This is a genomic window from Streptomyces sp. NPDC058198, from assembly GCF_042882605.1.
Lineage (GTDB): Bacteria > Actinomycetota > Actinomycetes > Streptomycetales > Streptomycetaceae > Streptomyces.
The window spans coordinates 1769294-1795312 of the sequence record NZ_JBHVVP010000001.1; the positions used below are offsets into that span (position 1 = coordinate 1769294).

Here is a 26019-nt window from a genome sequence, read left to right on the forward strand (position 1 = left end):
GCAGCCCCATGACGACGAACGCGCTCCAGATCATGCCTGCCCGCCGTCGCGGGGTCGCCGTAACCAGGATGCGGCACGCGCTGGGCCGCATCCTGGCCGTCCTCGCCCGGTCGATCGCCATCTTCGTGCCCGTGTTCCTGGTGGCGACCTTCGTGACCTTCGCACTGCGGTCGCTGAGCGGGCTCAGCCCGGCGCGGATCCAGCTGGGCGAGGAGGCGACTCCCGAGGCGGTCCAGAGGATCGAGGCCCAGTGGGGTCTCGACAAGCCCTTCCTGACCCAGTACTGGGACTGGTTCACCGGCGTCCTGCACGGAGAACTCGGCGTCAGCTGGGTCAACGGGGCCGACATATCCACGCTCATCGGCCTCGGCCTGGGCGTGAGTCTCTCCGTCGCGACGTTCGCACTCGTCATCGGGATCCTCGCCGGCTTCGTTCTCGGCACGGTGGCGGCGCTCCGGCGCACGACGGTGATCGACCGCGCGATCACGGGACTGGTCACCGTCATCTCGGTGATGCCGCCCTTCGTCGTCGGCATCGTGCTGGTCGCGGTCTTCGCGGTCGGACTCGACCTGTTCCCCTCGGCCGGCTACATACCGGCGCAGCAGGGAATCGGCCCGTGGCTCGCGCACATTACTCTCCCCGCGCTCGCACTGAGCTGCGATGTCGTCGCCGACGTCGCTCGCCAGCTGCGTACCGCTCTCGTCTCCGCCTACAGCGAGAACTACGTGACGGGCGCGGTGGTGCGGGGGCTGAGTCCACGAAGGGTCTTCTTCGGTCACATCCTGCGCAACGGCCTCGGGCCGACGCTCGCCACGCTCGGTCTGAAGTTCCCCTCACTGGTCGGTGCCTCCGTCGTCACGGAGTGGATCTTCGGCCTGCAGGGCTTCGGCAGGTTCGCCAACGACTCCGCCCAGGCCGGTGACGTACCGGCGGTGCAGGGCGTCCTCGTGGTGTCGATCGTGCTGGTCGTCGCCTTCAACCTGATCGTCAACCTGGTGCTGGCACGCGTGACGCCGGCCTCTCAGCGAGGGGTGTGAACATGGTGCGCCGCGTACTCGCACTCACGTCCGGCAGGATCGCCGTCGCCATCCTGGCCGTCATCGCGCTGCTCGCGCTCTTCGGCCCGTGGCTCGCTCCGCAGAATCCTCTGGCCACCAGCGACAACACGCTCGCGGCCGCCTCAGGTGCCCATTGGCTGGGTACGGACTACCTCGGCCGTGACGTGTTCAGCCGCCTCCTGGACGGCTCGCGCGTCAGCGTGCTCGGCTCGCTCGAAGTCGCGTTGATGGCCCTGGTAGTCGGCGCGATCCCCGGCATCCTGTCGGTCTACTTCGGCCGGGTCTTCGAGTGGCTCACCCTGCGCCTGGCAGACACGCTGGTCGCCCTGCCGTTCCTGTTGTTCGCCGTCGCCGTGATCGCACTGCTCGGCAACGGCATGACTCAGGCCATGCTCGTCACGGGGGCGCTGGTCTCCCCCCTCTTCTACCGGGTGGCCCGCGCCGCCACACTCTCCGTCGCCCGCTCCCAGTACGTGGAAGCCGCGCTCATCTCCGGCGCCTCCATCGGCTGGGTCGTACGCCGCCACGTCTGGGGCAAGGTGCTCCCGCCGATCGCGGTCGCACTCGCCCAGACCATCGGCGTCGGGTTCGTCATCGTCTCGAGCCTGACGTTCCTCGGCATCGGCATCCAGCCCCCCGCACCGACGTGGGGCGGCCTGCTCGCCTCTGACCTGGGCTACCTCAGCCACCAGCCGTGGGCACCACTGGCACCCGCTCTGCTGATCATGGTCACCGTCTGGGCCAGCAATCTCCTGGCCGACGCGATTCGCGACGTCTCCGGCGAGGCGGGCCGGGCATTGGTCAACAACCGCAAGGCCCGAGCCAACCGCCTCGGCAAGGGCCGTCCCGTCTCCGCCGGAGGTGCCCGATGACGATGCTGTCCCAGAACACCGCTCCCGAGCAGACACAGCACGGCGTGAGCGCCGATGCGACCGGCCCGACGGCTCCGCCGGTGCTCGCTGTCCGTGACGTACGCATCAGCGACCGGGTCACGGACGAGGAGATCGTCCACGGGGTCAGCTTCGAGCTCACGCCCGGCAAGGCGGTCGGCATCGTCGGCGAGTCCGGCAGCGGCAAGACCCTCACCTGCCGTGCCGCGCTCGGCATCCTGCCCCCTCACTTCGAGGTCACCGCCGGCCGCGTCGAGATCACCGGCACCGACATCGCCACCCTGACGCCCCCTCAGTGGACGGCACTGCGTGGCGCCACGATCAGCGCGGTCTTCCAGGACCCGGCGTCGTACCTCAACCCCTCGATCCGCGTGGGCGCTCAGATCGCCGAGGTCATCCGGGTCAAGAAGGGGCTGAAGCGGCGCGAGGCACGGCACCGCGCCGTCGAACTGCTGCGGGCGGTGCGCCTGCGTGACCCGGAGCTGGTCTACGGCCAGTACACCTACGAGCTCTCGGGAGGCATGCTCCAGCGCGTCCTGATCGCGGCGGCCATCGCCGCCGAACCGCGGGCCCTCATCGCCGACGAGGCCACGACGGCGCTCGATGTCACCGTCCAGGCCGAGATCCTCGACCTGCTCGCCGAACTGCGCGAGCGGGCCGGCCTGGCGCTCGTGGTCGTCTCCCACGATCTGGCCGTCGTCGCCCAGCGGTGCGACGAGGTCCTCGTGATGCGGCAGGGCGACGTGGTGGAGCACGGCCCGACGCGGGCGGTGCTGTACGACCCGCAGCACGAGTACACCCAGCTGCTCATTGCCGAGCACGACCAGTACGGCCTGGAGAAGTTTCTCGCACCGAAGGAGGAGTCGTGACCACCGAGCCCCCAGCAGTGACGGCGGAGGGCCGCGAGGAGACCCCGAGCGCGGCCCTGGAGGTCACCGGCCTCAAGGTGCACTACGGCCGGGGCCGCCGACGCCGCGGCGCCCTGCACGGGGTCTCGCTGAGCGTCGCGCCCGGCGAAACAGTCGGCGTCATCGGCGAGACGGGGTCGGGCAAGTCCACCCTCGCCCGTGCCGTTCTCGGCCTGGTGCCCGCCTCGGCCGGCTCGATCGTCGTCGGTGGCGAGGACGTGACCAGGTACAGCAACCGTCAGTGGCGCGGCCTGCGCCGCCGCGGCGTGATCCAGTACGTCTTCCAGGACCCGCTGCGCAGCCTCGACCCGGACCTCATCATCGAGGATTCCCTGATCGAACCGCTGCTCGTCCGGGGCGTCCCGCGCAAGGAGGCGGCCGAGCGGGCCCGCTCGTTCCTCGACCGCGTCCGCCTCTCCGAGGACCTGCTCGGCCGGCTGCCGGGAGAACTCTCCGGCGGACAGCGCCAGCGTGTCGCCGTGGCCCGGGCACTGGTCACCGAGCCCAAGCTGGTCATCCTCGACGAGCCGGTCAGCGCCCTGGACTCCGCGAACCGCGTCCAGGTCCTGGAGATTCTCAAGGAACTCCGCGCCGCCGGGGTGGCCCTCGTCTTCATCTCCCACGACCTCGGGTCCGTCGCCGGGACCGCCGACCGTATCGCCGTGCTCTACCAGGGCGAGCTCGTCGAGGCCGGCGCCGCCCGTGACGTCATCAATCACCCGCAGCACGCCTACACCCGCCTGCTCGTCGGCTCGGCGCCCACCTTGCGTACGACTCCTGCCGACCGGACCGAGCGCGAAGCCCTGCGCGCGCTGCTGAGCGCCTGAACGCACCACGGAAGGAACAGCCATGTCCCGCAAGATCCACCTCGCACTGCACCCGTACGGCGTCGGAGGCCCCGGCCAGCACGGTCTCTGGAAGGACCCGCGCGTCGCGAAGAACTCCAGCATCGACATCAACTACTACATCCAGCAGGCCCGGGCCGCCGAACACGCGCTCTTCGACGCCCTCTTCGTCGTCGACAGCCAGTTCATCAATGCCACCTATCCGGCGCACTACCTCAACCGGCTGGAGCCGCTCACACTGCTGTCGGCGGTCGCCACCCACACCAAGCACATCGGCTTGGTCGGCACGGCGAGCTCGACGTACAACTCGCCGTTCAACCTCGCCCGCCGGTTCGCCTCCCTCGACCACATCAGCGGCGGCCGCGCCGGCTGGAACGTGGTGACCAGCTTCGACACCGGCACGTCCAAGAACTTCGGGCTCGACGAGCACCTCGACTACACCACCCGCTACGGCCGCGCCCTGGAGTTCGTCCAGGTCGCCCGCGGCCTGTGGGACTCCTACCAGGACGACGCCTTCCCGGCCGACGTGGAGCGCAACGTCTTCCTCGACCCGGCCAAGCTGCACGCACTCGACCACGTCGGGGAGCACTTCAAGGTCGCGGGACCGCTCAACATCTCCCGCTCGCCCCAGGGCCAGCCGGTCATATTCCAGGCCGGGGTCTCCGACGAGGGCCGCGACCTCGCCGCACAGGTCGCCGAGGGAATCTACGCGCCGGGCGGCTCCCTGCGGCAGGCGCAGGAGTACTACGCCGACATCAAGAAGCGCACCGCGTCCTACGGCCGCGACCCCGAGCACATCAAGATCTTCATCCACGGCGGCCCGGTCGTCGCCGCGACCGACGAGAAGGCAAAGCAGCGCGAGCGGGAGATCTTCGCGGAGGACAACGACTTCGACCGGAACCTCGCGCTCCTGGGACGCTCGTTCGGCGCGTACGACTTCAGCCGGCATGACCTGGACGCGCCGTTCCCGGACGTCGCCCACCTTGCCGAGAACGGGGGCAGGACGGGCGCCTCCAAGATCATCGGGCGTGCCCGGGAGGAGAACCTCACGCTGCGCCAGGTCGCCGAGTCGATCAACGAGTTCCGCCGGTCGCCGTTCGTCGGGGCGCCGGAGACCGTCGCGGACAGCATCGAGCAGTGGTTCGACGCGGGCACCTTCGACGGCATCAACCTCGCCTTCCGAACCTCCGACGACCTCAGCCTCTTCGTCGACGGCGTCGTTCCGATCCTGCAGAAGCGCGGGCTGTTCCGCACCGAGTACGCGGCCGACACCCTGCGCGGCAACCTCGGGCTGCCGCTTCCCGCCAACCGCCACACCCGCGAGGGCGCGGCCGCGACATGACGGCGCGCGGCGACTCCCCGCCGCAGTCCCCGACCTGACTTTCCGCCGGCTGACCCCTGAAAGGGAATCACCTCATGACCACCGAGACGCCGCGCTTCAGGCTCGGCTTCCTCACCCATGTCCAGGGCCGCGACGACGACCTGGCCCGGACGTACCGCAACGCCCAAGAACTCTTCGTCGCCGCCGATGAACTCGGCTTCGACGTCGGCTGGGTCGCCCAGCACCACGTCGCTCCCGGAGGCGGCGGCCTGTCCTCACCGTGGACCTTCCTCGCCCACGCCGCGGCGAGAACCACCCGGATACGGCTGGGTACGGCCATCACGGTCCTTCCGCTGGAAGACCCGGTCCGCCTCGCCGAGGACGTGGCCGCCGTCGACCTGCTCAGCGGCGGTCGCGTCGAGATCGGCGTAGGAAGCGGCTCCAGCGCGCTGGAGTACGCCGCGTTCGGCAAGGACGTCGCCCGCAAGCGCGAGCTGACCAGCGAGAACCTCAAGGTTCTCCGCCGGGCCCTGGCCAACGAGGAAGTGCGCACGCCGGGCTTCCGCATCCAGCCGCCGGCCGCCGACTTCACCGACCGCATCTGGCAGGGCGTCTTCAGCGGCGACGGTGCGGCGTACGCCGCGGCCGGCGGCTCGAACCTGCTGCTCAACCGCGCGGCGTACGGGTTCGAGGCCCCCACCGACGAAGTGCAGCGCCCGTGGGCGGAGACGTATCTCGCCGCGTGGAACCAGCCGCGCCGCCCGCGGATCGGGGTGTCCCGGTTCGTGTTCCCCGCGAAGGACAAGCGCACGGCGCTCCAGCAGATCGGCGACGACGTCCACCGGGCGGCGCTCCGCATGGCGGAGAGCGGTGCCTTTCCGAAGGGCCTGGACAGGGACGAGGCGCTGCGCCGCTTCCACTCTTTCTACGGCTCTCCCGACGAGATCGCCGCAGAGCTCCTGCAAGAGAAGGTCCTGCCCGTCGCGACCGACCTGATCACCCAGTTCAACCCCGCTGTCCCTGACCACGACGCTGCGATCCGTGCCCTTGAGCTCATCGCGACCGAGGTGGCACCCGCCTTGGGCTGGAAGCCCGCGACCGCGACCGAACCCGCAGGAGTGTGAGATGACCGAGTACACCGACCACTACGGCCCCGAGGGCCTCCGCACGCGCGGCACGATCGTGGTGGTCCCCGGCCGGGGAGAGACCCGGGCGACCTACGCCCGGTTGGGCAAGCGCCTCGCAGCCGACGCCTACCGCGTCCGCGTCGTCGACGCCCCGGACATCGACGCCGACGACCTGACCGGCTCGCTGACCCGCTTCGGCGCCCGGCTCGCCAGCGCCGTCGAGGACACCTCGGCCGGGGACGGTGTCGTCCACCCCATCGTGCTGGTCGGGGCGGACACCGGCGCCGTCGCCACCGCTGCGCTCCTCGGACGGGAAGAGATCCCTGCCGCCCGGCTGCCGGACGCCGTGGTTCTCGCGGGGTTTCCTGGCCACACAGCCACCGCCGCCGGTCCCTGGGACCACGAGCTCGACGTACGCACCTTCTGTCCTGCCCATCGCCACACGCTCACCGACGACGCCCAGGTCCGGCGAGGCTCGCTCAACGACGCGGTGCCGGACGCACTGCTCGCGGCGGCATACGCCAGCGACATCGCCGTCCCCGCGCTGATCCTCATCGGCGACGCCGATCCGCTCGCGGACCGCGAGGCGCTCGTCCGCACGGCGAAGTCACTGCCCCGCGCCCGCCTTTCGGTGGTCAACGATGCCCACCACGACGTCCTGAACGACGTGCAGCACCGCTCGGTGGCGGCTGAGATCGTCACATTCCTGGAGACACTGCGCAATGAACTGGTGCCGGTGATCGCGGTGGAATCGAGCGCGTGGTGAGCGCTGCCGTCCTGCCGGCGCCCCGTCAACGGCAGAGACGTCGACGGCGTCATCGGGGGCTGCCCCACATCCTCACAAGCGCACTGTCCGAGCCCACCCGATACTCCTGAACCCCGACCCTGGAAGGTCGCCACATGGCCGCCATACTGTCCGTCTCCGGAAGCCCCTCCGCAACCTCCCGTACCGCCCGGCTCCTGCGTCACCTTGACGACCGGCTCAGGCTCCAGGGCCACGACGTCACCTCGCTCGAGGTCCGTACCCTGCCCGCCGGCGCGCTGCTCGGTGCCGACTTCCGGCACCCGGCGGTCGTCGAGGCCACGGCGCTGTTCGAGCAGGCGGACGGTGTGGTGATCGGCACCCCCGTCTATAAGGCCGCCTACTCGGGTCTGCTCAAGTCTCTGCTCGACCTGCTCCCGCAGTACGCGCTGACCGGCAAGACCGTGCTGCCGCTGGCGACCGGCGGCAGCACCGCCCACGTCCTGGCAATCGACTACGCGCTGCGCCCCGTGCTGAGTTCCATGGGCGCCGCGCACATCGTCCAGGGCTGGTTCACGCTCGACAAGGACATCACCGTCGGCGACGACGGCACGCTGACCGTCGCGCCGGGCTCTGCCGAGGCCCTGGAACAGGTGACGGACCGGTTCTCCGCCGCGCTGGGGGGCCGTACGCCGGTTCTGGCCGCCACCCCATGAGCAACGCGGCCGGGAGCTCATACGGCTCCCAAGCCCACAGCAGTGAGGGATGACGAATGGTTCTGACTGAGCCGGCGCCGTTTCAGGGCTGGTCATGCGGGACTTGGGTTCGTTTTGGTGCGGCTGAGCTGTGTGATGATGCACGGATATCGACCGGTCCTGGGGAGAGACTGGGCGCGTAAGAGGGGCGGGAGCGCAGCGTGGGCAAGGGTGGGGCGTCCATACCGGACGAGGAGTGGGAGCGCTTCCTGCGGGAGGCCGAGGCCGGGACTCAGGGCGCGCCCGAGGAGCCGTCGGCGCGGGCCCGGATGGTGGCGCGGCGGCTGCGGGAGGAGACCGGCCGGCCGGAGGGGTGGCGGACCTACCAACCGGCCCGGCGTCGACGGGGCAAGGGCTGGTACGCGGTCGGTCTGTTCGTCGCGGTCGGCTTGCTGGTCGTGGCGCTGGATCCGGGGCGGGTGACTGGATGGTTCGGAGGCGGAGGCGGGGGCGGCGAGAGTGCGCCGCTCGCCGCGGAGTCGGAACGTCCGGATCAGCCGCCCGCGACGGAGGCGGCAGCCCAACTGCCCACAGTGGATGAACCGTTCAGGGGATCGCCCGCGGCGCGGTGGGGCGACGGGACGGCAGGGATCCGTCTGCCTGCGGCACGGGCGACCGGCTGGATGAGCAAGGAGCAGGTCGCGCAGGCGCTCGATCGGACCCGGGACTTCCTTGTCGCGTCCAGTCTGGATCCTGGCGTACTGCGCGGGGAGCGGCCGAAGAAGGCAATCGCGTTGATCAATCCGCATCAGCAGGATGTCCAGGACTACCTGGCGACCGCGTTCCGCGCGCCCAGCCGGGAGAACGATCCGCTGCTGCTGTTCAGCCGTTTCGTGAAAACGGAGGTGCGGCCTGTCGGGAACGTGGTCAAGACGCGAGGACGGATCACGTACCGGGAAGGCAAGCGCGGTGCGGTCGAGGTGACCACGGATGTCACCTACGTCTATCCGGTCGTACGCGCCGCAACGGGCAGCGCCGAAGTCGCGCGCACCATCACGCGCCGCGAGGTCGTGATGAGCTGGGACAACCCGGCGAAGGTGGTCATCGAGCCGGGGACGTTCTCCCTCGTCTCCTACAAAGTGGACACCACCAACGGCGGCTGCGACACCTTCACCGGCTACCTCACCCCCGAGTTCAGCGCCGAACGCGCGGCCACGGGCTCGGGAGACGGCCCCGAGGTCGACCCGTACGACCGGAGCACGTCGATGGACGCGCGCATGCGGGAGACCGGCGAAGCGGGGTGCGGAACCGCCACCCGGTCGTGAGCGGCGGCGGCTTGCGCGTTCGAGAGGATCTCAGGACGGCCCTCAGACGAATCCCTCCCGGAACCGGGCCTGCGGCCTACCAGGGGTGATTACGAGGCTTGCGCAGCCAGAACCCGTGCGGCTCTTCACCCGAGGACGGCTTCAGCCACGGGCGGAGCTCGCCCGCCTCGTCCGGCACCGACTCACGTACGAAGCGTGCATCCAACCCGGCCAGCAGGTCAGCCAGTTCCCCTTGGGCCTCCTCGGTCAGTGTGCCCATGGCAATCTGCAACTGATCTCTCGCATCCAGATCATTGATGTAAGCGCTGATCGGATACTGACCCGGCAGTTTCCAGTCAGCTTCCATTCTGCGGACAAGGAGCTCCCAGGACGAGAATAGGTTCCTGACAGAATACACCGGGTCTGTGATTGCCTCGCGAATTCTGGGTGCAACCCGAGCTCGCTCGATTTCCAATCGGCCGGCATCATACCGAGAGACGCTGTTCATCGCCGACGGAGTAAGCCCGGACCATGTCTCGTCCGTATTCGGCGTCTCCGTCGATCCCTGCCGAGATCTCGAACTTTCGTTCACCGCATTACTCCTGGAGTTGGCGCATGTAGTAGCTGTGGCCGTCACCTGGCTGCATGAAGGTGCCGTTGGATCCCTCACGGATCAGCATCGTGCCGGTCGGATCATCCCACCATGCCCAACGAGGGGTTCCTGATGGGGTGTCCCGCATTTTAATCCCAGGCCTTGCAGTCATCATGTCTTCGAGATACTCCGGGACATCCATATCCTGGACCCCCGGAATGCCTCGCCTGTTGATGTCACCATGCGCAGCAATCTTGTCGGCAAGCATGCCGAGGTCGCCCGCCTGACTTGCAGGGTCGGCTTGCCCGATGCACGCCTTGAGCCCGAGCGGATCAATCCACAGGTGGGGGTTTCGGACGTACGTGACGGGATTGGGCGACGGAATGAGACCGAGGGGATCCGGGGATACATAACGTGCCGTTTCCGGATCGTAGTAACGATGAAAATTATAATGAAGCCCGGTTTCGGGGTCGAAGTACTGGCCCGGGAATCGCAGCGGTGTATACGTCGTACTGTTGGCTGCCCACGCCGTCGCGCCCCAGAGTGTGCGGCGAGTTCGCCAGGCGAGTGCACCCGACTCGTCTATGAGCTCACTGGGAGTTCCCACCAGGTCGGTGACTATGGCGAAGAATCGTTCATCAATCACTTCTTGCGATGCATCCGCGGTAAGAACGCGCTCTGTCTGGGCGATCGGACGTAGGCCGTCATGATCCCAGGTGAGACTGACGGGGTGAGGCAATCCCTCGCCCTCGCTGAGCTGTTCGCAGAGGACGGCACCGTCCCAGGTGAACAGAATCTGCTCCAGAATGGTGCGCCCGTCGTCCGCCACACGGAGCTTCGCAATGCGTCGCCCGAGCACATCGTAGGTGTATCGCCACTTTTGGCCGTCAGGGGTGGTGACCGAGCTCAGACGATCCTCAGCGTCCCACCCGTAGCGCCAGGTGTCGGGTTTGCGCGAGAGACGAGCCTTTTGGCGGAGCACCATTCGCCCCTGATTGTCATGCACGTAGCGAATACGACCGGCGCGCTCGATGCTGGTACCTCGGTAGGTACGTTCCCCAGTTGCTTCGTGGCCCGAGTGACCCGACGGCCACGTTGCCGACGTCTGGTTACCCGCCACGTCGTATGCATATCGCTCTGCCCAGTTGGCAGCATGCACATCTGTAACACGACCGACGGAATCCATGCCATAGGCGCTCGCGCCGGCGAGTTGGTCATCGATTCCCACGAGGCTACCGTCAGCCCGATAGGTATATTCGCGGCGCTGGACACTCTGGCCGCGAGCAGTGACGTCCTGGCGGGCAAGGCGACCGGCCGAGTCCCGGACATGCGTCAGCGTGATCACTTCACCGATGTGGCGGATCAATTCCCTTCCCACAGAGTCACGTTCGAACAACACCTCCCTACCGGATGTCGTGAGGTGATTCCGGTGCCCTGCCGCATCGAAGGCCCACTCGCTGACGGCACCGCCGGCAGACGTCCGCCCGACACGCCGCCCAAGCCTGTCGTACCGGTAAGTAACGGTTCGTCCGTTCACCGTCTCGGAGCGCAGACGGCCATGACGGTCCCGCAACCGGGTGAGCGTCGCCTGTGGGCCTGTTGCGGCAGCGAGTTCGTCAAAGATGTCGTACTCGAGGGTAGTTACTTCGCCGTCGCTGTCTTTGAGAACTACCTTGCCGAGGCTGTTGTGCTCGAACCGGATGGTCTGGTCGAGGCTGTTCGTCCTTGAGGTCATCCGGTTGGCCGCGTCGTAGGTGTACGTGACGGTGCGACTATCGAAGTCGGACTCGGATATAAGACGTCCGGCCGGGTCGTACTCGTAGTGCCACTCCAAGCCCTGGGGGTTGGTGACGCCCGTCAAACGCAAGTTGACATCGTGACTGAACTCGAAGCGAGCCCCGTCAGGCCCGGTTCGCGCTACGAGGAGGTCGAAGTCGCCGTACTCGGAGGTGGTAATTCTCCCCATCGTATCCGTGTGCGCAATGCACTTGCCTTCCCCGTCGAACGTCCAGCTCTGCTCGCTTCCGTCCGGCATGACCTGGCGCGCCAGCTGACCCTCAACTGTCCATTCGAGATGGGTGGTCGCCCCCGCTGCGTCGGTGGTGCTCATCTTGCGGCCGAACGCATCTCGTTGGAACCGGTTGCAAGCGCCCAGAGAGTCGGTGATTTCGATGGAGAGTCCTGCTCTGTCGCAGGCCATGACCGAGGTTTGCCCCATGGCGTCAGTCACTGACGCAAGGCGACCCCGCTCATCGTACGAGAAACATGTTGTAGCACCCGATGGATCGGTGACGGACGTGCGGTTGCCCTGCTCATCGAACGTCTGGCGCGTTACCATCCCGGCCGCGTCGGTGATCCGCACCGGCAGCCCGAGCTCGTTGTACTGCGCCCTCGACTGGCGTCCGTCCGGTCGCTCCACCACGGTCAGCCGACCACTCTCGTCATATGTGAAGCGGCTGACGTGGCCCAGTGGATCCGTGCGGGACAGCAGGTGGTTGAAGCGGTCGTACTCGAAGCGGGTGACCGCGCCCAGCGCGTCGATCTCGGCGACAACCTGTGCCCGGTCATTGATGACGAAGCGTTTGGTGTGGCCGAGGCCGTTCGTGATGGAAGTCATGCGCAGGCCGGTGTCGGGGTCTGTGTCGTCCCATGTGAAACGGGATTCGAGGTGTCCGTTCGTGCCCGACTGGTACACGCAACGGTCGAGGTCGTCGTAGACGTAGTCGTAGTGGCTGTCGTTGGTGTCGGTCCAGGAGGTGATGCGGCCGTGCTCATCGCAGCCGAAGCGCAGGGGGCGGCCACAGGAGTTTGTGATCTCGGTGAGGTGGCCGTCGGTGTAGCCGTAGCGGAGGATCTCCTGGTCGGTGCCGTCCGGTGCAGCGCCCGCCAGGTGCAGGGCCGTGACCCTCCCTTCGCTCGTGGTGAGCTTCAGGTGGTAGCCGCCGTGATGCGCGATCGACGTCGGGGCGCCGGTCTCGTCGTACTCGAAGGTGATCCAACGGCCGTTACGGTCGTCGGCCTGAGTAAGGAGGGCCAACCCGTCTCTGTGGTCGACGAAATGCCAGACCCGACCGGTTTCGGGGTCGGAGATCGTGTAGCCGTCCTCCACCCGGTCAAGGGGCCAGCGTCGACCGTGAGTGGGCATGACGGCGACGCCGGGAGCGGGATGCGGATACGCCAACAGGCTGCCCTCGTCGCAGCTGAACACCACGCCTTCCGAGTCGATCTCCAGCCGCTGGTCGACCGTGCTCGACCAGGTCGGGCCGAACCAACGGCCGCCTCGATACGAGGAGTCGAAGGTGCGCTGGAACACCAGGGGCAGCGAGCCCGGCAGTGCTACGTCCGTCTGCGGCAGGAGCATGCGTCCGGTCGCGACGTCGACGGGGTCTCCGTCGCACTTCGTCTCGCTGCACTTCTTACCGTTGCTATCAGGGTCCTTGTCGTGTCCGTGTCGATTCTTGCCCTTCGGGCTGTCGACAAGGTCTTTCATCCCCGCCCGCAGACCACCCCTCAGAACGCCCGTTCCCTTGGTGCCGATAAGTTCCGGGACGAGACGGCCGAGGAATTCGGACGGGTCGCCCTTCGCCGCGTCCCAGGCGCTCTTCAGCGCGCGGTCCGGGTTGGCGACCGTGGAGGCCAGGCCGGCGAGCGTCATGTTGACGCCCTTGTAGTACTCGGCAGGGTGGGTCAGGTTGTACGCGTCGATGGGGTTGACCGAGCGGACGAAGTTGACCAGCCCTGCGGTGCCCTTGACGACACCGCCACCGAAGTGAGCCAGCTCGATGCCCTGGCCCACGCCCCAGTCCATGAGCTCCAGCTTGGCCCGCTCGCGACCGGTGGGTTCCTTGGGGGCGTGCGCCAAGGCCGCGGTGACGGCCCCCTTCGCAATGTCGGCAGCCTCGTTGCGGGCCTGCCGCGCGTCGTTCAGGACTTCCTTCGCACGCTGACGCTTGGCTGTGCCCGGGTCGGTGAACTTGCCGGGATGGGGAAGAGGGGTGTCGCTGTCGCGGGCGGCGTTGTACGCGTCCGCCTTCTTGTTGAACGCGGCCACGGCCGTCTTGGAAGTCTCGTTGCCCTCCTTGTAGAGGGCGATCGCCTCACGGGCCTTGCCCTGCGCACTGGTGACCGACTCGGAGTACGTCTCCAGTGCCTTGGCCGCGTCCTCGAAGGCGTCAGCCGCGCGCAGCCAGTCCGTGGGCAGTGTCTGGAACTTCTCCCGGAAGGCGTCGGCGGCCTCGCCCTTCCAGTGACCGGAGTCGAGCTTCTTCATCCCGCCGCCGACGAGATCGAACGCCTTCTGGAAGTCCCGCAGATTCTTCACCGTCGCGGCGATCTTCTCCGGCTTGCCATGGATCAGCTCGTCGGCTTGCTCGCTCTGACCGAGCTGCTGCTCACCGACCTCGGCACCGAGCGAGGACGCGGTCTCGTCGCCCCAGTCCTCGACAGCATCCGCCCAGTCGTGCGCGCCGGCCTTGTCCAGGCCCTCACCGACCCGGTCCGTGCTCCAGTCGACACCCTCGCCGACGATCTCCTTGCCCTTGTCGATCCCCTTGCCGACACCGTCGACGACCTTGTCGGCCAGCCCTCCCCAGTCCACCATCAGCCGCGTTCCCCCCACCGCGGCTCCTCGGCCTGCGCGACCGTCTCCTGGGAGGGATCGAGAGTCTCCTTGAGCTGCTCGTCCATAGCGTCACGCAACTTCGGGTCCACCGCCCCCGAACGTTCCATCGAGTCGAGCATCGCGTCCTCCACGTCGTACGCCGTGTTCTTCCACGTCTGCTTGACTTCCGCGTGCGCCTCGGAGAACGACTCGGCGCTCCAGTCCGGGTTGTCAAATGCCGACTGGGTGCTGATCTTGTCCCAGCTCAGCTCCTTGACCTCGTCCTCGCTCAGGTGCGGGTTCCCGTTCAGCGAGTTCACGCCGATCTTGAACGAGTCCTTGACGTACTGCTCGTGCTCGGCGAACGAGCCGGCCGACAGACCCACGCCCTGCGCGAAACCGTTCCCGCGCAGCGTCAGTGCCCGAACCCCCCACTCCCAGCGATCACAGAACGTCTCGAACTCGGACGTCAGCCCGCCGTGACCCAACTCCATTCCCGTGAGTGACAGGTCCGAGAACCCCCGCCCGGCCGACGCTTCACCGATCATGCCGAGTTCCTTCAACTCGGCATGCGCCAAGTCGATACCCTTCGCGATGTCGGCGAGCGCCGACTCCGAAGCCTGCAGATCAGCATGGTCACCGGTCATTCCGTCCCCCGAGATCAACCGCCGCCGAGTCCGGCACGATGCCCTTTACCGGCGGGAACAACATGCCCTCTTCACTGCCCGCGTCGAGCGCCACACCAGCCGGACCTGGCAGCACAGGCACCATTACATCCAGCAACCGCGCGCCGAGAACCGTTCGGTACGTCCACTCCCGTTCAGCGTCACCCTGAGCCCGCGCGAACTGGGCCAACGCCTCCTCGTCCGAGAACGCACAGATCCACCGCACACCGTTCTGATCGGCGGTCCACAAACTCCCCTGCGCATCGAACGGCACCAACACAGCCGTACGCCGGAATTCACCCAGCAACATCGCAAATCGACGCCTCGCGAACGCCAGTTCATCCACCGGCGCGTCACCAGGCGTCGACTCGGGCACTTCCCGTCGCCCATCCGACTCCTGCGCCGCAGGCCAGTCAGCCAACTCGGCGAGCCTTGACGGGCGGTCAGACCGCGATTCGTCGTCCTCGTTTCCACGCACGTGCGAAATGCTGTCATGCGCCCATTCCCGCGAGCAAGGTCGATCCGGTGGAGCACCAGAGCCCTTCGTCTACCAGGAACCACGTCCCATTGACCGCTCGTTTCATCGACGGCTGCTCGGCCGCCCGACAGCAGCCCAGCCGTCCGAGCCGTCCGAGCCGTTATGTCGCCCCGATCAATGTCACCGCCGGCACGCCAGGTCCAGTTCGGCGCGGACGGTCGTGCCGACGGGTACGCGGTCGAATCCCCCCGTTCGGAGAAGCGCCTAACGCGGCCACTGTGTGGAGCTCACCGCCGTCGCGGTCGTCGCGACGGTTCAGGGCGGCGTCCGGATCGGCGGTCGGACAGCGGTCCTCGTGCCTGCTCGAAGGAGAGATCGGGCACCCGCGTCCGACCCGGCCGGGCTGCCGCCCGCGCCGAGGTGCTCGCCTCCAAGGAGACTCGCCGCGACCCGTCATCGATCAACGCATCTAACCTTTCCACAACGAAACCCGGGCATCTGATGGTTCGTCAAGTCCGCATGTCAGAACGCTTCGTGGACATTCCGTAAGCCGTCAGCCGTCCCGTCGCGCAGGGCCGGTGCGCTGGTCAAGCAGGGTTTCGGTGGGCCGATTCGGTCATTCCGATTGGCCTCGGTGGGGACTACTCTCCGGGCATTCGTGACCGAGTTGGATCGTTCCTGCGCGGTTAGGTGCGCACGATTTTCGGCGATGCACGTCCGTTGCCACGCGCGACCGCTTAAGATCAGGCCGCCCCGCTGGGGCCCCCTCCGCCCCATCCGCAACGACGCACACGATGCACCACAGTTCCCACCGGCGCACCAGCGTCCCCACCGACATAGCAGCGTCCCCACCGACACCCCGCCACAACCCGTTAATAGGTATCTGCGTGTTACCGATACTCAGCACCGGTTCCGGCGATGGAGCCGCTCAGTGAAAATCAATCGTCGCCTCGCCCTGCTCGTCACCGCGCCTCTCGCCGTGGCCGTCGCCTTCTCGGGTCTGGCCCTCGCGCCGGCGACCAACCAGGCGCTCCAGGCCAACCGGCTGACCTCGATGGTCGAAGTCGCGGCCACCGCAGGAGAGTTGACCCACCAGTTGCAGCGTGAGCGGGCGGCAGCCACCGCACTGGTCTCCGCACAGGGAGATACGGAGACGTTCCAGGAAAGTTCCAACGCGACCGATATAAGTGTCGCCAAATTCCGCAGCCAGACCGAACAGTTGTCCGAGGTGCCCGGCAACGCACAGGGCGCGCTGGACCGTATCGAGCGCTTCATCGAAGAGATGCCCTCCCTGCGCGCCCAGGTGCGCTCGGGCGGCAGCACCATCTCCGCGCTCGCCTTCGGCTACAGGATCGTGATCGCCGACCTCAACGGCTACCGCGACGGCATCGCGCAGGCCGACGGAGTCGACGCCGACATCGCGGACCGGATCCGCGCTGCCGCCGCCCTGTCCGAGGCGGCCGAGTACACGGCCCAGCAGCAGGTCACGGTGATGAGGGCGCAGGCCGCGGGCGGCTTCACGATCGCCTCGCAGCGGACGTTCGACGCCAGCCGGCTGGGCTACACCGAGTCGATCAGCGTGCTGTTCGACCTCGGCCCCGGCCAATGGCGGACCTGGCTGGAGCGCACCCTCTCCGGCGCGAAGGCGCTGGAGGCCCGACGACTCGAGGACGAGATCGGGCGTACGGGAGCGGGCAAGGACATCGAGGTCACTCCGAAGGAGTGGCAGAAGGCTTCCAGCGACCGCCTGGCGCTGCTGCGTTCGGTGGAGAAGCGGATCGACGAGTCCGTCTTCTCGACGGTCTCCGACGCGCGCACCACGCTCGTCTGGACCGCCGGGGCCGAGATTGCCCTGGTGGTGCTGACCCTGATCGGCGCCGTCGTCGTGGCCATCCGCCTCGGTCGCGTCATGATCCGCCGGCTGCACGATCTGCGCAACGCCGCGCACGAGGTCGCCCACACCGGGCTGCCCGCCGTGATGAGCGAACTGTCCCAGCCCGGCGCGCTGAGCGGCGCGACACCCGAGCAGGTCGCCCAGCGGACCGGCAACCCGATCAGGACCACGGGCGAGGACGAGATCGGCGAGGTCGGTGAGGCATTCAACGCCGTCCACCACGAAGCCGTCCGTCTGGCCGCTCAACAGGCCCACATCCACGAGCAGTTCGCGGAAACGCTGGTCGGTGTCGCCCGCAGGGGCGCGCAGTTGACCACCGTCATGGTGTCCGAGCTGGACATGGTGCAGCGCGACGAGGCCGACCCCGCGCGGATGAAGACCCTCTTCGCTCTCGACCACCTCGCCATCCGCATGGAGCGCAACACCAACAGCCTTCTGGTGCTGGGTGGTTACGGACAGGCCCGGGTGCGCTCGCAGGACATCGACTGCTCCACCGTCATCATGGCCGCGGCCCAGCAGATCGAGCGCTTCGACCGCGTGTCGCTCGGCGTCATCGAATCGCAAATCGGCATCGCCGCCCGCGCCGTGCACGACGTGGCGCACATCCTGGCGGAACTCCTCGACAACGCGACCCGGTTCTCCCCTCCCGACAAGCAGGTCGGGGTCGCCGTATGGCGGCTGTGGGACCGGGCCGTCGTGCAGATCGTCGACGAGGGAGTGGGCATCACCGCGGAACGCCGCGCCGTCTACAACGCCGCGCTGCGCGAGCCGCAGTCCGGCATCGGAGACGTACGGTCCATGGGTCTGCACGTGGTGGCGCGGCTCGCCGCGCGTCACGGCATCGTCGTCGAACTGTGCGACTCGTCCGGCCCCGGCACCATCGCCGAGGTCGCCCTGCCGGTGAACGTGCTGGCCACGACCCCTCGGAAGGGCGCACCGCCGCCGCAGGGCACGCTCGGCGGGGACCGCGGCAACGACAGCCATGGCATCGGTGTGCGCTACGAGGCGCCTCGTCCGATCACCCAGCCAGGACAGCCCGCACAGACCGGACAGACCGCACGGCCCGCACAGCCCGGACGGCCCGGGCGCAGGCAGCCGGCCGAAGCCGGCGGGTGGCCCGACCGCGGCGCCCCCGTCGGCGCGGGTGCCGGAGCCGCCACGGGCAGCGCTCCCGCCGGCGGCGACTACACGCCGGGCCGGCCCGGCTGGGCGCAGGGCGCGAACCAGGGCGGAGGCAACCGGGTCACGCCGCCCGGCGGCACCGCCGGAGGCAACGGGTTCCGCGATGGCGGATCCGGCGCCGACACGCGCGAGCGAGAGCGCGGCAGCGCGCCTGCCCGGCGTGCCGTGCGCGACGAGCCGGTTTCGCGCATCGCCGGAGTCAGCTCCTCAGGACTGCCCGTGCGACAGCGCAACGCCCCGCAGCAGCGAGCCACCTTGGGCAAACGGGACGGCACCGAACAGCGCTCCGGCGCCGCCGTACCCAGGCCGTCGCCCCGCCGCCGGGACTCCCGGCAGGTCTCTGACGTCCTGGCGGCTTACGCCCAGGGGATCAGCAGGAGCACCAACCAGCGCGGGCGTTCCACCACCGACGACTCCGAACGGAGCAAGAAATGACCTCACCCGCCGACCTGAGCTGGATCCTGAGCGGTTTCGCCGGACGTATCCCGGAAGTCACTCAGGTGATAGCCGTGTCCGTGGACGGACTCGCGCTGGCTTACACCGGTGTGGATCGCGACGACGCCGACCGGCTGGCCGCCATCGCCTCCGGCGTCGTCAACCTGCTTTCTGCCGCAGCCCAGTTGACGAACACCGATCCCGTCGAGCACAGCCTCACGGCGATGGAGGGCGGCTACATGTTCTCGATGGCCGTCTCCAGCGGCGCCTCGCTGCTGGTGACCACCACCAGGGACGCGGACATCGGTGAGGTCAGCTACATGATGTCCGAACTGATCAACCAGGTCGGCGACTCACTGTCTCCCCAGGTCCGCGAGGCGACCAGCGAGCTTTCGCACTGATCGCCGGGCCGTTCCCGTACGACCGTACCGCCCGGTCCGTCCGTACCACCTGCTCCGCCCGCACCGCCCGCTCTGCCCGTACCACCTGCTCCGCCCGCTCTGTCCGTACGACCCGCACCACCGCACCACCCCCCGGTCGTCGCCCGGGTCGAGCCCGCTCCACAGCCACTCGGCCCGTTTTGCCCGTTCCTAACGATGAGAGCCCTTATGTTCTTCGACGTGTCCATATCGCGCCGCAGCAGATTCCGGCCGGCCGGCGCTGCCGCCCTCGCCCTCGGTCTGGCAGCCGTCACCGGGTGCAGCAGTGACAGCGGCGCCGGCGACGACACCGTGAAGGTCGGCCTGGTGGCCTCCCTGTCCGGCACCTACAAGCCGGTCGGCACCGATCTGCGAGCCGGCTTCGAGCTGTACCTGAACACCCACGGCAACAAGCTGGGCGGTCGCAAGGTCGAGCTCATCGTGGCGGACGAGGGCGACGGTCCGCCGACCGCCGTTCCCGCGGCCACCAAGCTGGTCAAGAAGGACAAGGTCGACGCGCTGACGGGCCTCGTCGGCGGCGGTTCGGTCAACGCGGTGCTGCCGCTGGTCAACCAGGCCAAGATCCCCTTCTTGGGGTCGAACGGCCGACCGCCCATCAAGGACCTCGAGTACGTGTGGACGACGAGCTTCCTGTCCGACGAGCCGGGTAAGGCCATCGCCCCGTACGTCAAGGAGAAGGTCGACGGACCGGTCTACGCGATCGGCCCCGACTACCAGGGCGGCTACGACGAACTGCGCGGGTTCACCGACGAGTTCAAGCGTGTGGGTGGTGAACTCGCCAACCCCGACGGCAAGACCACCTGGACGCCGTTCCCGAAGACCACCAACTTCATGCCGTACTTCGCCGAGATCGCCAAGACGGACGCCAAGGCGGTGTACTGCTTCTACGCCGGCAAGGCCGCGATCGACTTCGCCAAGCAGTACGCGCAGTCCGATGTGGCCGATCTGCCGCTGTACACGGCCTTCGTCACCGAGGGCAGTGTGCTCCAGGCGCAGGGCGACGCGGCGAAGGACATCTACTCGGTCCTGAACTACGCGGCCGACCTCGACAACGCGGCCAACCGTAAGTTCGCCGCCGACTGGACGGCCAAGCACGACACGCAGCCCACCACGTACGCGATGGCGTCGTACGACGCGGCTGCCGTGCTGGACAAGGCGATTGCCGACGCCGCGAAGGACGGCGACGTGACGCCGCAGACCATCAACAAGGCCATCGCGGGCCTGGGCCAGATCGACAGCCCGCGCGGCGCCTGGGAGTTCGGCGACAAGGCGCACTCGCCGGTGCAGAGCTGGTACCTGCGTCAGGTCCGGCCGGACGGTAACCAGCTGGCCAACGTCATGGTCCAGGACCTGGCGACGCTCGGCGGCTGACATGGAACTCCTTGATGCCCACCTCATGCCGGCGGTGGACGGAGTGGCCTACGGGCTGCTGCTGTTCGTGGTCGCCGCCGGCCTGAGTCTCGCCTTCGGCACCGCGGGCGTACTGAACCTGTCGCACGGCACGCTGTACGCGATCGGCGCCTACACGGGCGCCGAGTTGAGCGACGGGACCTGGGGTGGCCTCGCCCTCGGGCTGGCCGCCGGAACCGCGGCGGCGAGCGTCGCCGGAGCGGGGCTGTCCGCCGCGACGCTTCCGCTCGCCCGGCGTGGGCATCTCGCACAAGCACTGCTGACATTCGGGCTCGCCCTGGTCGGCGGTGATCTGCTCATCCAGTTCTTCGGGGCGGACGAGCTTCCGGTACGCGTCCCCGAGGCGCTCGACTCCTCGGTGATGCTGCTGGGCCACCGGTACCCCGCGTACCGGCTCTGCTTCATCGTGATGGCCGTGCTGCTCGCCGCGTTCGGTACGTGGGTGCTGACCCGGACCCGCGTGGGCGCGGCGGTACGGGCCGCGGCCGACGATCCGCAGATGCTCGCGGCCACCGGCCACAACCCCCGGGCGGTGCACACCGGCGTCCTCGCGGCGGCGGGTGCGCTGGCCGGTGCGGCGGGCGTGCTCGGGGCGCCGATCATCGGTCCCGGGCCCGGCACGTCCGAGAACGTGCTGATGCTGTCCCTCGTGGTGGTCGTGCTCGGCGGGCTGCGCTCGCTATGGGCGACGTTCTTCGCGGCAATCGCCGTGGGCGAGGTCCAGACGCTGGGTATCTCGGTGGCGCCGGACCTGGCGCCGTACCTGCTCTTCGCCGCGATGGCGGCGGTGCTGGTGCTCCGCTCCCGGTTCGCGGAACCGGCGACCGCGCACGGCCCGGAGGGGCCGTCCTCGGACCCGGTGGCCCGGCTCCGCCGCCATCTCGCCGCGCGGCTGCGACCGCGGCCGCGCGGGGCGGCGGGGGCGGGCGGGGTCGCTACGGCGTCCGGACCTGAGCCGGACGCCGGACCGGCGAGTCGGACGGACGACGAGAAGTCCGTTGCAGAATCAGGCCGTTCGGCCGGCGCGGTGGCATCGCCCGACAAGGGCGGGGGCGCGCTCACGAAGATCGGGGGGCTTCCGCGCGGGGCGACGTGGCTCCCGCGCGGGGCCGCGTGGCGGCAGGCCGCTCCGTTGCTCGTGCTGCTCGTGGTGCTGATCGCGCTGCCGGGGATGCTCGACGCGTACAGCATCTCGCTGGCCGGTTCCGCCCTGGCTCTGGGGCTGCTCGCGGTCAGTGTCACCATCCTCACCGGCTACGCCGGACTGCCCACCCTCGGGCAGACCGCGCCGTTCGCCGTCGGTGCCTACGCCACCGCGAATCTCGCGCAGGCCGGGTGGACCATGGGCCCGGTCCAGATCGTCCTCTCGGCGCTCGCGGCCGCGGTCTTCTCCGCGGTGACGGGGCCCGCCGTGATCCGGGCCCGTGGCACGACCGTGCTGATGATCACGCTCGCCGTCGGTGAGCTGACCAGCGCGGTCATCAACCAGTTCAAGTCCGTCACCGGCGGCGCCGACGGTCTCGTCGGCTTCCCGGCCACGCAGGCGCTGTGGGGCGGGGAGGGGATGTTCGAGGAGAGCGAGGTCTACAACTACGCGCTCGTCGTCGCCGTCATCGCCGTCGCCGTCACCCTGCTGGTGCTGCGCTCCCCGGCCGGGAAGCTGCTGACCGGCACCCGGGGCGCCGAGGCGCGGATGCGCGCGTCGGGGCACCCAGTGGGGCGCTACCTGCTGGTGGCGCACATCTGCGCCGGCGCGCTGGCTGGCGTCGGCGGCTCGCTGATGGTCACCGTCCAGCAGTACCTCTCCCCCGCTGACGTCGGCTTCGAGATCGCCGCGTTCGCGCTGCTGGCGGCCGTCATCGGCGGTACGACGTCCGTGATCGGCGCTCTGATGGGCGCGGGGCTCATCGTCATCACCCGGGACTGGGTGGCCAGTTCGTGGCCCGGCCACGGGCCGCTGCTGCTCGGCGCGCTGTTCGTCGCCGCCGTGTACCTGCTGCCCCGCGGTCTGGCCGGCCTGCGCGGCGGATCCGGTCGGAGCGGGCCGACGCCCGACGGGCCCCGGCCCGACGAGCAGCCCCCGGCCGCGTCCACGTCCGGGCACACCCCGACCCCCGCCGGGAAGGTCTCCCCATGACGCCCACACCGACGGCCGCATCGGCATCCCCGGTGCTGGACCTCACCCGTCTCACCCGGAGGTACGGCAGTCTCACCGCCGTCGACGACGTCAGCCTGCGGCTGCCCGCGGGCGCCCGGCACGCCGTCATCGGCCCCAACGGCGCCGGCAAGACCACCCTCCTCAACCTCATCGCGGGTACCGACCGGCCCGACCACGGCACCATCGTCCTGGGCGGCACGGACATCACCCGTACGGCCACCGCCAAGCGCAGCCGCCTCGGTATCGCCCGCAGCTTCCAACAACCTTCGGTGATATCCGAGTTGACGGTGCTGGACAACGTCGTACTGGCCGGCTGGCCGCACCACCCGAAGCGCCGCGGCGCCTGGCGCAGCCCGTCCCGCTACCGGCTGCACACCGAGTCCGCGGGCCGCCATCTGGAGGCCGTCGGCCTCGCGGACATCGCCCACCGGCCGGCCTCCACGCTCTCCCACGGACAGCGCCGCATGCTCGACCTCGCCGCCGCGTTGGCGGGCGACCCACGCCTGCTGCTCCTGGACGAGCCGGCGGCCGGGCTGACCGACGGCGACATCGGCCGGCTGCTCGGCGTCCTCGGGGGGCTGCCGGAGAGCGTCGCGATCATCCTGGTCGAGCACCATGTCGAGGTCGTCGCCCAACTCGCGACGACAGTAACCGTCTTGGCGGCAGGACGGGTGATCGTCACCGGCCCGACGCAGGAGGCGCTCGCACACCCCGAGGTCCGCGACGCGTACCACAACACCGGCACGACGGCGGACAAGGGCACGGCCGACGTCCCGAACCCCGACATGGAGAACATCGGCGCGTCCGCCGCCGACCCGTCCGTTGACCCGTCCGGCGACGCGTCCGGCGACCCGTCCATCGCCCCGTCCGCCGACGCGAGAGGATGACCGACCCCCGATGCTCGAACTCACCGGCCTGACCGCGGGCTACCACGGCGGCACCGTCCTCCACGATCTCGACCTGTCGGTGCCCGCCGGCACGGTCCACGCCATCGTCGGCCACAACGGCGCCGGCAAGACCACCCTCGTCCACACCGTCGCCGGACTGATGCGCCCCAGCGCCGGCGTCGTACGGCTCGCCGGCCGGGACGTGACGGGGCAGCCCGCACACCGGATCGCCCGCGCCGGGATCGGCCTCGTACCGCAGGGCCGCCGCGTGTTCGCCGGGCTCACCGTCGCCGAACACCTGCGGCTGTCCTACCGTCCGCCGCGCCGTGGCGACACCACGCGCCCCAGCGTGTGGACCCCCGCGCGCGTCCTGGAACTGCTGCCCCGGCTGGGCGAGCGCCGGGGCAACCGGGGGGCGGACCTGTCCGGCGGCGAACAGCAGATGCTGGCACTGGCCCGCGCGCTGCTCGGCTCGCCGAACGTGCTGCTGCTCGACGAGCCGACCGAGGGCCTCGCGCCCGTACTCGTCCGGCAGGTCTACGAGTTGGTGACCACGCTGGCGGACGAGGGCATCGCCGTACTGCTGGTGTCCCCGAGCCCGGCCCAGGCGGCCGAGTGCGCCCGTACGCTCACGGTCCTCACCTCGGGGCGGACGACGCTGCGACTGGACGGCGCGGACGCCCGTGCCGACGCCACCGCACTGCACGCCGCACTCGAACTCACGCCGACGGCGGTCTGAGACGCGCGCGGTCTGATGACGCGAGCGGTACGAGCCACGAGGCGGTGACCAGCACCCGGTCACCGCCCTCGGCCCTGTGCGCGCTCGGGGCCTACTCGGCCTTCATGCTGTGGCCGCCGAAGCCGCTGCGCCGGTCGGAGCCCTTGTTCTGGTCCTGCCACCACACGTCGAACTCCGGCTGACCCATGGCGGACCAGTCCGGCGTGTTCTCGACCTGCGCACGGCCCATCCTGCGGGCCAGCGCGACCATGGCCGCCCCGACGGGGCGGCGATTGGCGTCGTACCTCTCCAGGATCTCCTGCCAACTGCCCCCGGTCACCCAGGCAGCCTCCAGGGCGGTGGCGTCCTGGAGCGCCTTCACGCTGCCGCCGCCGATGTGCGGCCGGGCGACGCTGGCGGCGTCGCCGACGAGCACCATCCGTCCCGAGGCGTAATGCGGCACCTCCAGGTCGTAGATGGGCTGGATGAAGGTGGTCTCAGGGGGCGTACGGAGCACCCTCGCCGCCCAGTACGGCGGGAAGTTGTCGGCCACCAGGGCGCGCAGGTGCGCGGTGAGCTCCGCGTGCAGCCGGCCCGGCGGCAGGGAGGTCGGGGTCCGCAGGTCGGGGTGGAGGCCGTCGGTCTGCGGGGGCGTCGTGTAGAGCACCCAGTTGAGCCGGTGCCCGCCGACGCCGTCCGGGATGCGGTAGGTCATGCAATGGCCGCCGGGGAAGACGATGTTGTGCGCGTCATAGCCGTCCGAGGGGAGGTCTGCGACGTCCGACGACGTACCGCGCCAGCCGATGTAACCGGCGTACGTCGCGTCGGCACCGGGGAACATGGCCTCGCGGACGACCGAGCGGTACCCGTCTGCCCCGATCACGACGTCGAAGTGCTCCTGGTACCCGTCCGCGAGCCGCAGCGTCACGCCGTCGGCGTCCGGCTCCACGCCGGTGACCATCGCGCCGGACCGGTAGGAGACCTCCTCGGGCACCCGGCGGCGCAACTCACTCCACAGGGAACCCCAGTTGTAGGCGCGGAAGGGGAACGGCTGCTCGCCGACGGCCCGGCCGTGGTGCGCCTCGCCGTCCCGCATGCTCCACACCCGCCGGGTCAGCGGCGCCCAGGGCATCTCGGGGGCCACGTAACCGGCGTCCCTCAACTCGTCGTACCGGTCGTTGTGAAGGGCGATTCCCACTCCCCTGTCGCGGAGTTGGGCGTCGGCTCGCTCGAAGACAGTGATCTTCTCGGCTCCGCCGCGCGACACGGCCAACGCCGTGGCACACCCCGCTATGCTGCCGCCGACCACGGCGATGCTGCCTCCACGCATGACTGACTGTCCCCTCACTTGATGTCCCGGCCACCGCTCCAGGCGCTGTCGCACCGACGTGACCGGCCGGAAGTCCGCTTGAATGGGCGCTCGTTGCCCCGCTTACCCGCGGTCAGGCCCCAAACAGAATCCTATCGAGCAGCGCCCGCACGCCAGTTGAGCACCGCACATACCCCTACTGCGGCTGGCCGTCGCCGACGGAGCAGCCGTCGAACGCGCGCGTGCGGGGGTTTCGGACGTAGCGTCGGAATTGGGTGCCGGAATGAGACCGAGAGGATCCCGCCATCGTGGTGCGGCGTTCGAGCTCGCCGTACTTGTAGGTCATGGTGCGGTCGTTGAC

The 26019-nt window shown here is 69.1% G+C and carries 20 protein-coding genes; 15 read left to right on the forward strand and 5 right to left on the reverse strand.

Annotation, left to right across the window (positions count from 1 at the left end; genetic code table 11):
• Nucleotides 1–8: 8 nt before the first annotated feature.
• The 9 genes from ACFVWW_RS07790 (at nucleotide 9) to ACFVWW_RS07830 (ending at nucleotide 8911) form a co-directional block, all read left to right on the forward strand.
• Nucleotides 9–1037, forward strand: a complete 1029-nt coding sequence (locus ACFVWW_RS07790) for an ABC transporter permease (RefSeq protein ID WP_386876553.1) — start codon at nucleotides 9–11, stop codon at nucleotides 1035–1037.
• Between the two features lie 2 nt (nucleotides 1038–1039).
• The gene (locus tag ACFVWW_RS07795; protein WP_386876555.1) at nucleotides 1040–1930 is read left to right on the forward strand and encodes an ABC transporter permease; all 891 of its coding nucleotides are present in this window, start codon (nucleotides 1040–1042) and stop codon (nucleotides 1928–1930) included.
• On the forward strand, nucleotides 1927–2817 hold the full coding sequence (locus tag ACFVWW_RS07800; RefSeq protein ID WP_386876557.1) for an ABC transporter ATP-binding protein: 891 nt from the start codon (nucleotides 1927–1929) through the stop codon (nucleotides 2815–2817). The genes ACFVWW_RS07795 and ACFVWW_RS07800 overlap by 4 nt, the downstream gene beginning before the upstream one ends.
• Nucleotides 2814–3683 (forward strand): ABC transporter ATP-binding protein, encoded by an 870-nt coding sequence (locus tag ACFVWW_RS07805; protein ID WP_386876559.1) that lies wholly within the window; start codon nucleotides 2814–2816, stop codon nucleotides 3681–3683. Before ACFVWW_RS07800 ends, ACFVWW_RS07805 begins: the two co-directional genes overlap by 4 nt.
• Nucleotides 3684–3705: 22 nt before the next feature.
• Nucleotides 3706–5043 carry an LLM class flavin-dependent oxidoreductase gene (locus ACFVWW_RS07810; RefSeq protein WP_386876561.1) on the forward strand — a complete coding sequence of 446 codons (1338 nt, stop codon included), beginning with the start codon at nucleotides 3706–3708 and terminating at the stop codon, nucleotides 5041–5043.
• Between the two features lie 74 nt (nucleotides 5044–5117).
• On the forward strand, nucleotides 5118–6146 hold the full coding sequence (locus ACFVWW_RS07815) for an LLM class flavin-dependent oxidoreductase (RefSeq protein ID WP_386876563.1): 1029 nt from the start codon (nucleotides 5118–5120) through the stop codon (nucleotides 6144–6146).
• Between the two features lies 1 nt (nucleotide 6147).
• A complete protein-coding gene (locus tag ACFVWW_RS07820) occupies nucleotides 6148–6915 on the forward strand; it encodes an alpha/beta hydrolase (RefSeq protein WP_386876565.1) in 768 nt (255 codons plus the stop codon).
• Between the two features lie 134 nt (nucleotides 6916–7049).
• Nucleotides 7050–7607 (forward strand): NADPH-dependent FMN reductase, encoded by a 558-nt coding sequence (ssuE, locus tag ACFVWW_RS07825; RefSeq protein ID WP_386876567.1) that lies wholly within the window; start codon nucleotides 7050–7052, stop codon nucleotides 7605–7607.
• 200 nt (nucleotides 7608–7807) lie between these two features.
• Entirely contained in the window at nucleotides 7808–8911 is a 1104-nt protein-coding gene (locus tag ACFVWW_RS07830) for a hypothetical protein (RefSeq protein WP_386876569.1), read from the forward strand.
• Nucleotides 8912–8987: 76 nt separating this feature from the next.
• On the opposite strand, the gene ACFVWW_RS07835 is transcribed toward ACFVWW_RS07830, so the two are convergent.
• From ACFVWW_RS07835 to ACFVWW_RS07850, 4 genes are all read right to left on the reverse strand, one after another.
• The gene (locus tag ACFVWW_RS07835; protein ID WP_386876571.1) at nucleotides 8988–9257 is read right to left on the reverse strand and encodes a hypothetical protein; all 270 of its coding nucleotides are present in this window, start codon (nucleotides 9255–9257) and stop codon (nucleotides 8988–8990) included.
• Nucleotides 9258–9486: 229 nt separating this feature from the next.
• Complete coding sequence (locus ACFVWW_RS07840; RefSeq protein ID WP_386876573.1) at nucleotides 9487–14082, reverse strand: putative T7SS-secreted protein; 4596 nt, start codon at nucleotides 14080–14082, stop codon at nucleotides 9487–9489.
• Nucleotides 14082–14729, reverse strand: a complete 648-nt coding sequence (locus ACFVWW_RS07845) for a hypothetical protein (protein WP_386876575.1) — start codon at nucleotides 14727–14729, stop codon at nucleotides 14082–14084. Before ACFVWW_RS07845 ends, ACFVWW_RS07840 begins: the two co-directional genes overlap by 1 nt.
• On the reverse strand, nucleotides 14719–15123 hold the full coding sequence (locus ACFVWW_RS07850) for an SseB family protein (RefSeq protein WP_386876794.1): 405 nt from the start codon (nucleotides 15121–15123) through the stop codon (nucleotides 14719–14721). The genes ACFVWW_RS07845 and ACFVWW_RS07850 overlap by 11 nt, the downstream gene beginning before the upstream one ends.
• Nucleotides 15124–16156: 1033 nt before the next feature.
• On the opposite strand from ACFVWW_RS07850, the gene ACFVWW_RS07855 reads away from it, so the two are divergent.
• The 6 genes from ACFVWW_RS07855 to ACFVWW_RS07880 all read left to right on the forward strand — a co-directional run bounded on the left by ACFVWW_RS07855 (nucleotide 16157) and on the right by ACFVWW_RS07880 (nucleotide 24370).
• The gene (locus tag ACFVWW_RS07855) at nucleotides 16157–18736 is read left to right on the forward strand and encodes a nitrate- and nitrite sensing domain-containing protein (protein WP_386876576.1); all 2580 of its coding nucleotides are present in this window, start codon (nucleotides 16157–16159) and stop codon (nucleotides 18734–18736) included.
• Nucleotides 18733–19137 (forward strand): roadblock/LC7 domain-containing protein, encoded by a 405-nt coding sequence (locus ACFVWW_RS07860; protein WP_384183313.1) that lies wholly within the window; start codon nucleotides 18733–18735, stop codon nucleotides 19135–19137. Before ACFVWW_RS07855 ends, ACFVWW_RS07860 begins: the two co-directional genes overlap by 4 nt.
• A gap of 207 nt (nucleotides 19138–19344) precedes the next feature.
• A complete protein-coding gene (locus ACFVWW_RS07865; RefSeq protein ID WP_384329585.1) occupies nucleotides 19345–20547 on the forward strand; it encodes an ABC transporter substrate-binding protein in 1203 nt (400 codons plus the stop codon).
• A gap of 1 nt (nucleotide 20548) precedes the next feature.
• Nucleotides 20549–22723 carry a branched-chain amino acid ABC transporter permease gene (locus ACFVWW_RS07870; protein WP_386876579.1) on the forward strand — a complete coding sequence of 725 codons (2175 nt, stop codon included), beginning with the start codon at nucleotides 20549–20551 and terminating at the stop codon, nucleotides 22721–22723.
• Complete coding sequence (locus ACFVWW_RS07875) at nucleotides 22720–23631, forward strand: ABC transporter ATP-binding protein (protein WP_386876581.1); 912 nt, start codon at nucleotides 22720–22722, stop codon at nucleotides 23629–23631. The genes ACFVWW_RS07870 and ACFVWW_RS07875 overlap by 4 nt, the downstream gene beginning before the upstream one ends.
• 10 nt (nucleotides 23632–23641) lie before the next feature.
• Nucleotides 23642–24370, forward strand: coding sequence for an ABC transporter ATP-binding protein (locus tag ACFVWW_RS07880; protein ID WP_386876583.1), 729 nt, complete (start codon nucleotides 23642–23644; stop codon nucleotides 24368–24370).
• Between the two features lie 91 nt (nucleotides 24371–24461).
• Here the strand turns inward: ACFVWW_RS07880 and ACFVWW_RS07885 are convergent, their stop codons facing one another.
• Nucleotides 24462–25679 (reverse strand): FAD-dependent monooxygenase, encoded by a 1218-nt coding sequence (locus ACFVWW_RS07885; RefSeq protein WP_386876585.1) that lies wholly within the window; start codon nucleotides 25677–25679, stop codon nucleotides 24462–24464.
• Nucleotides 25680–26019: the final 340 nt, after the last annotated feature.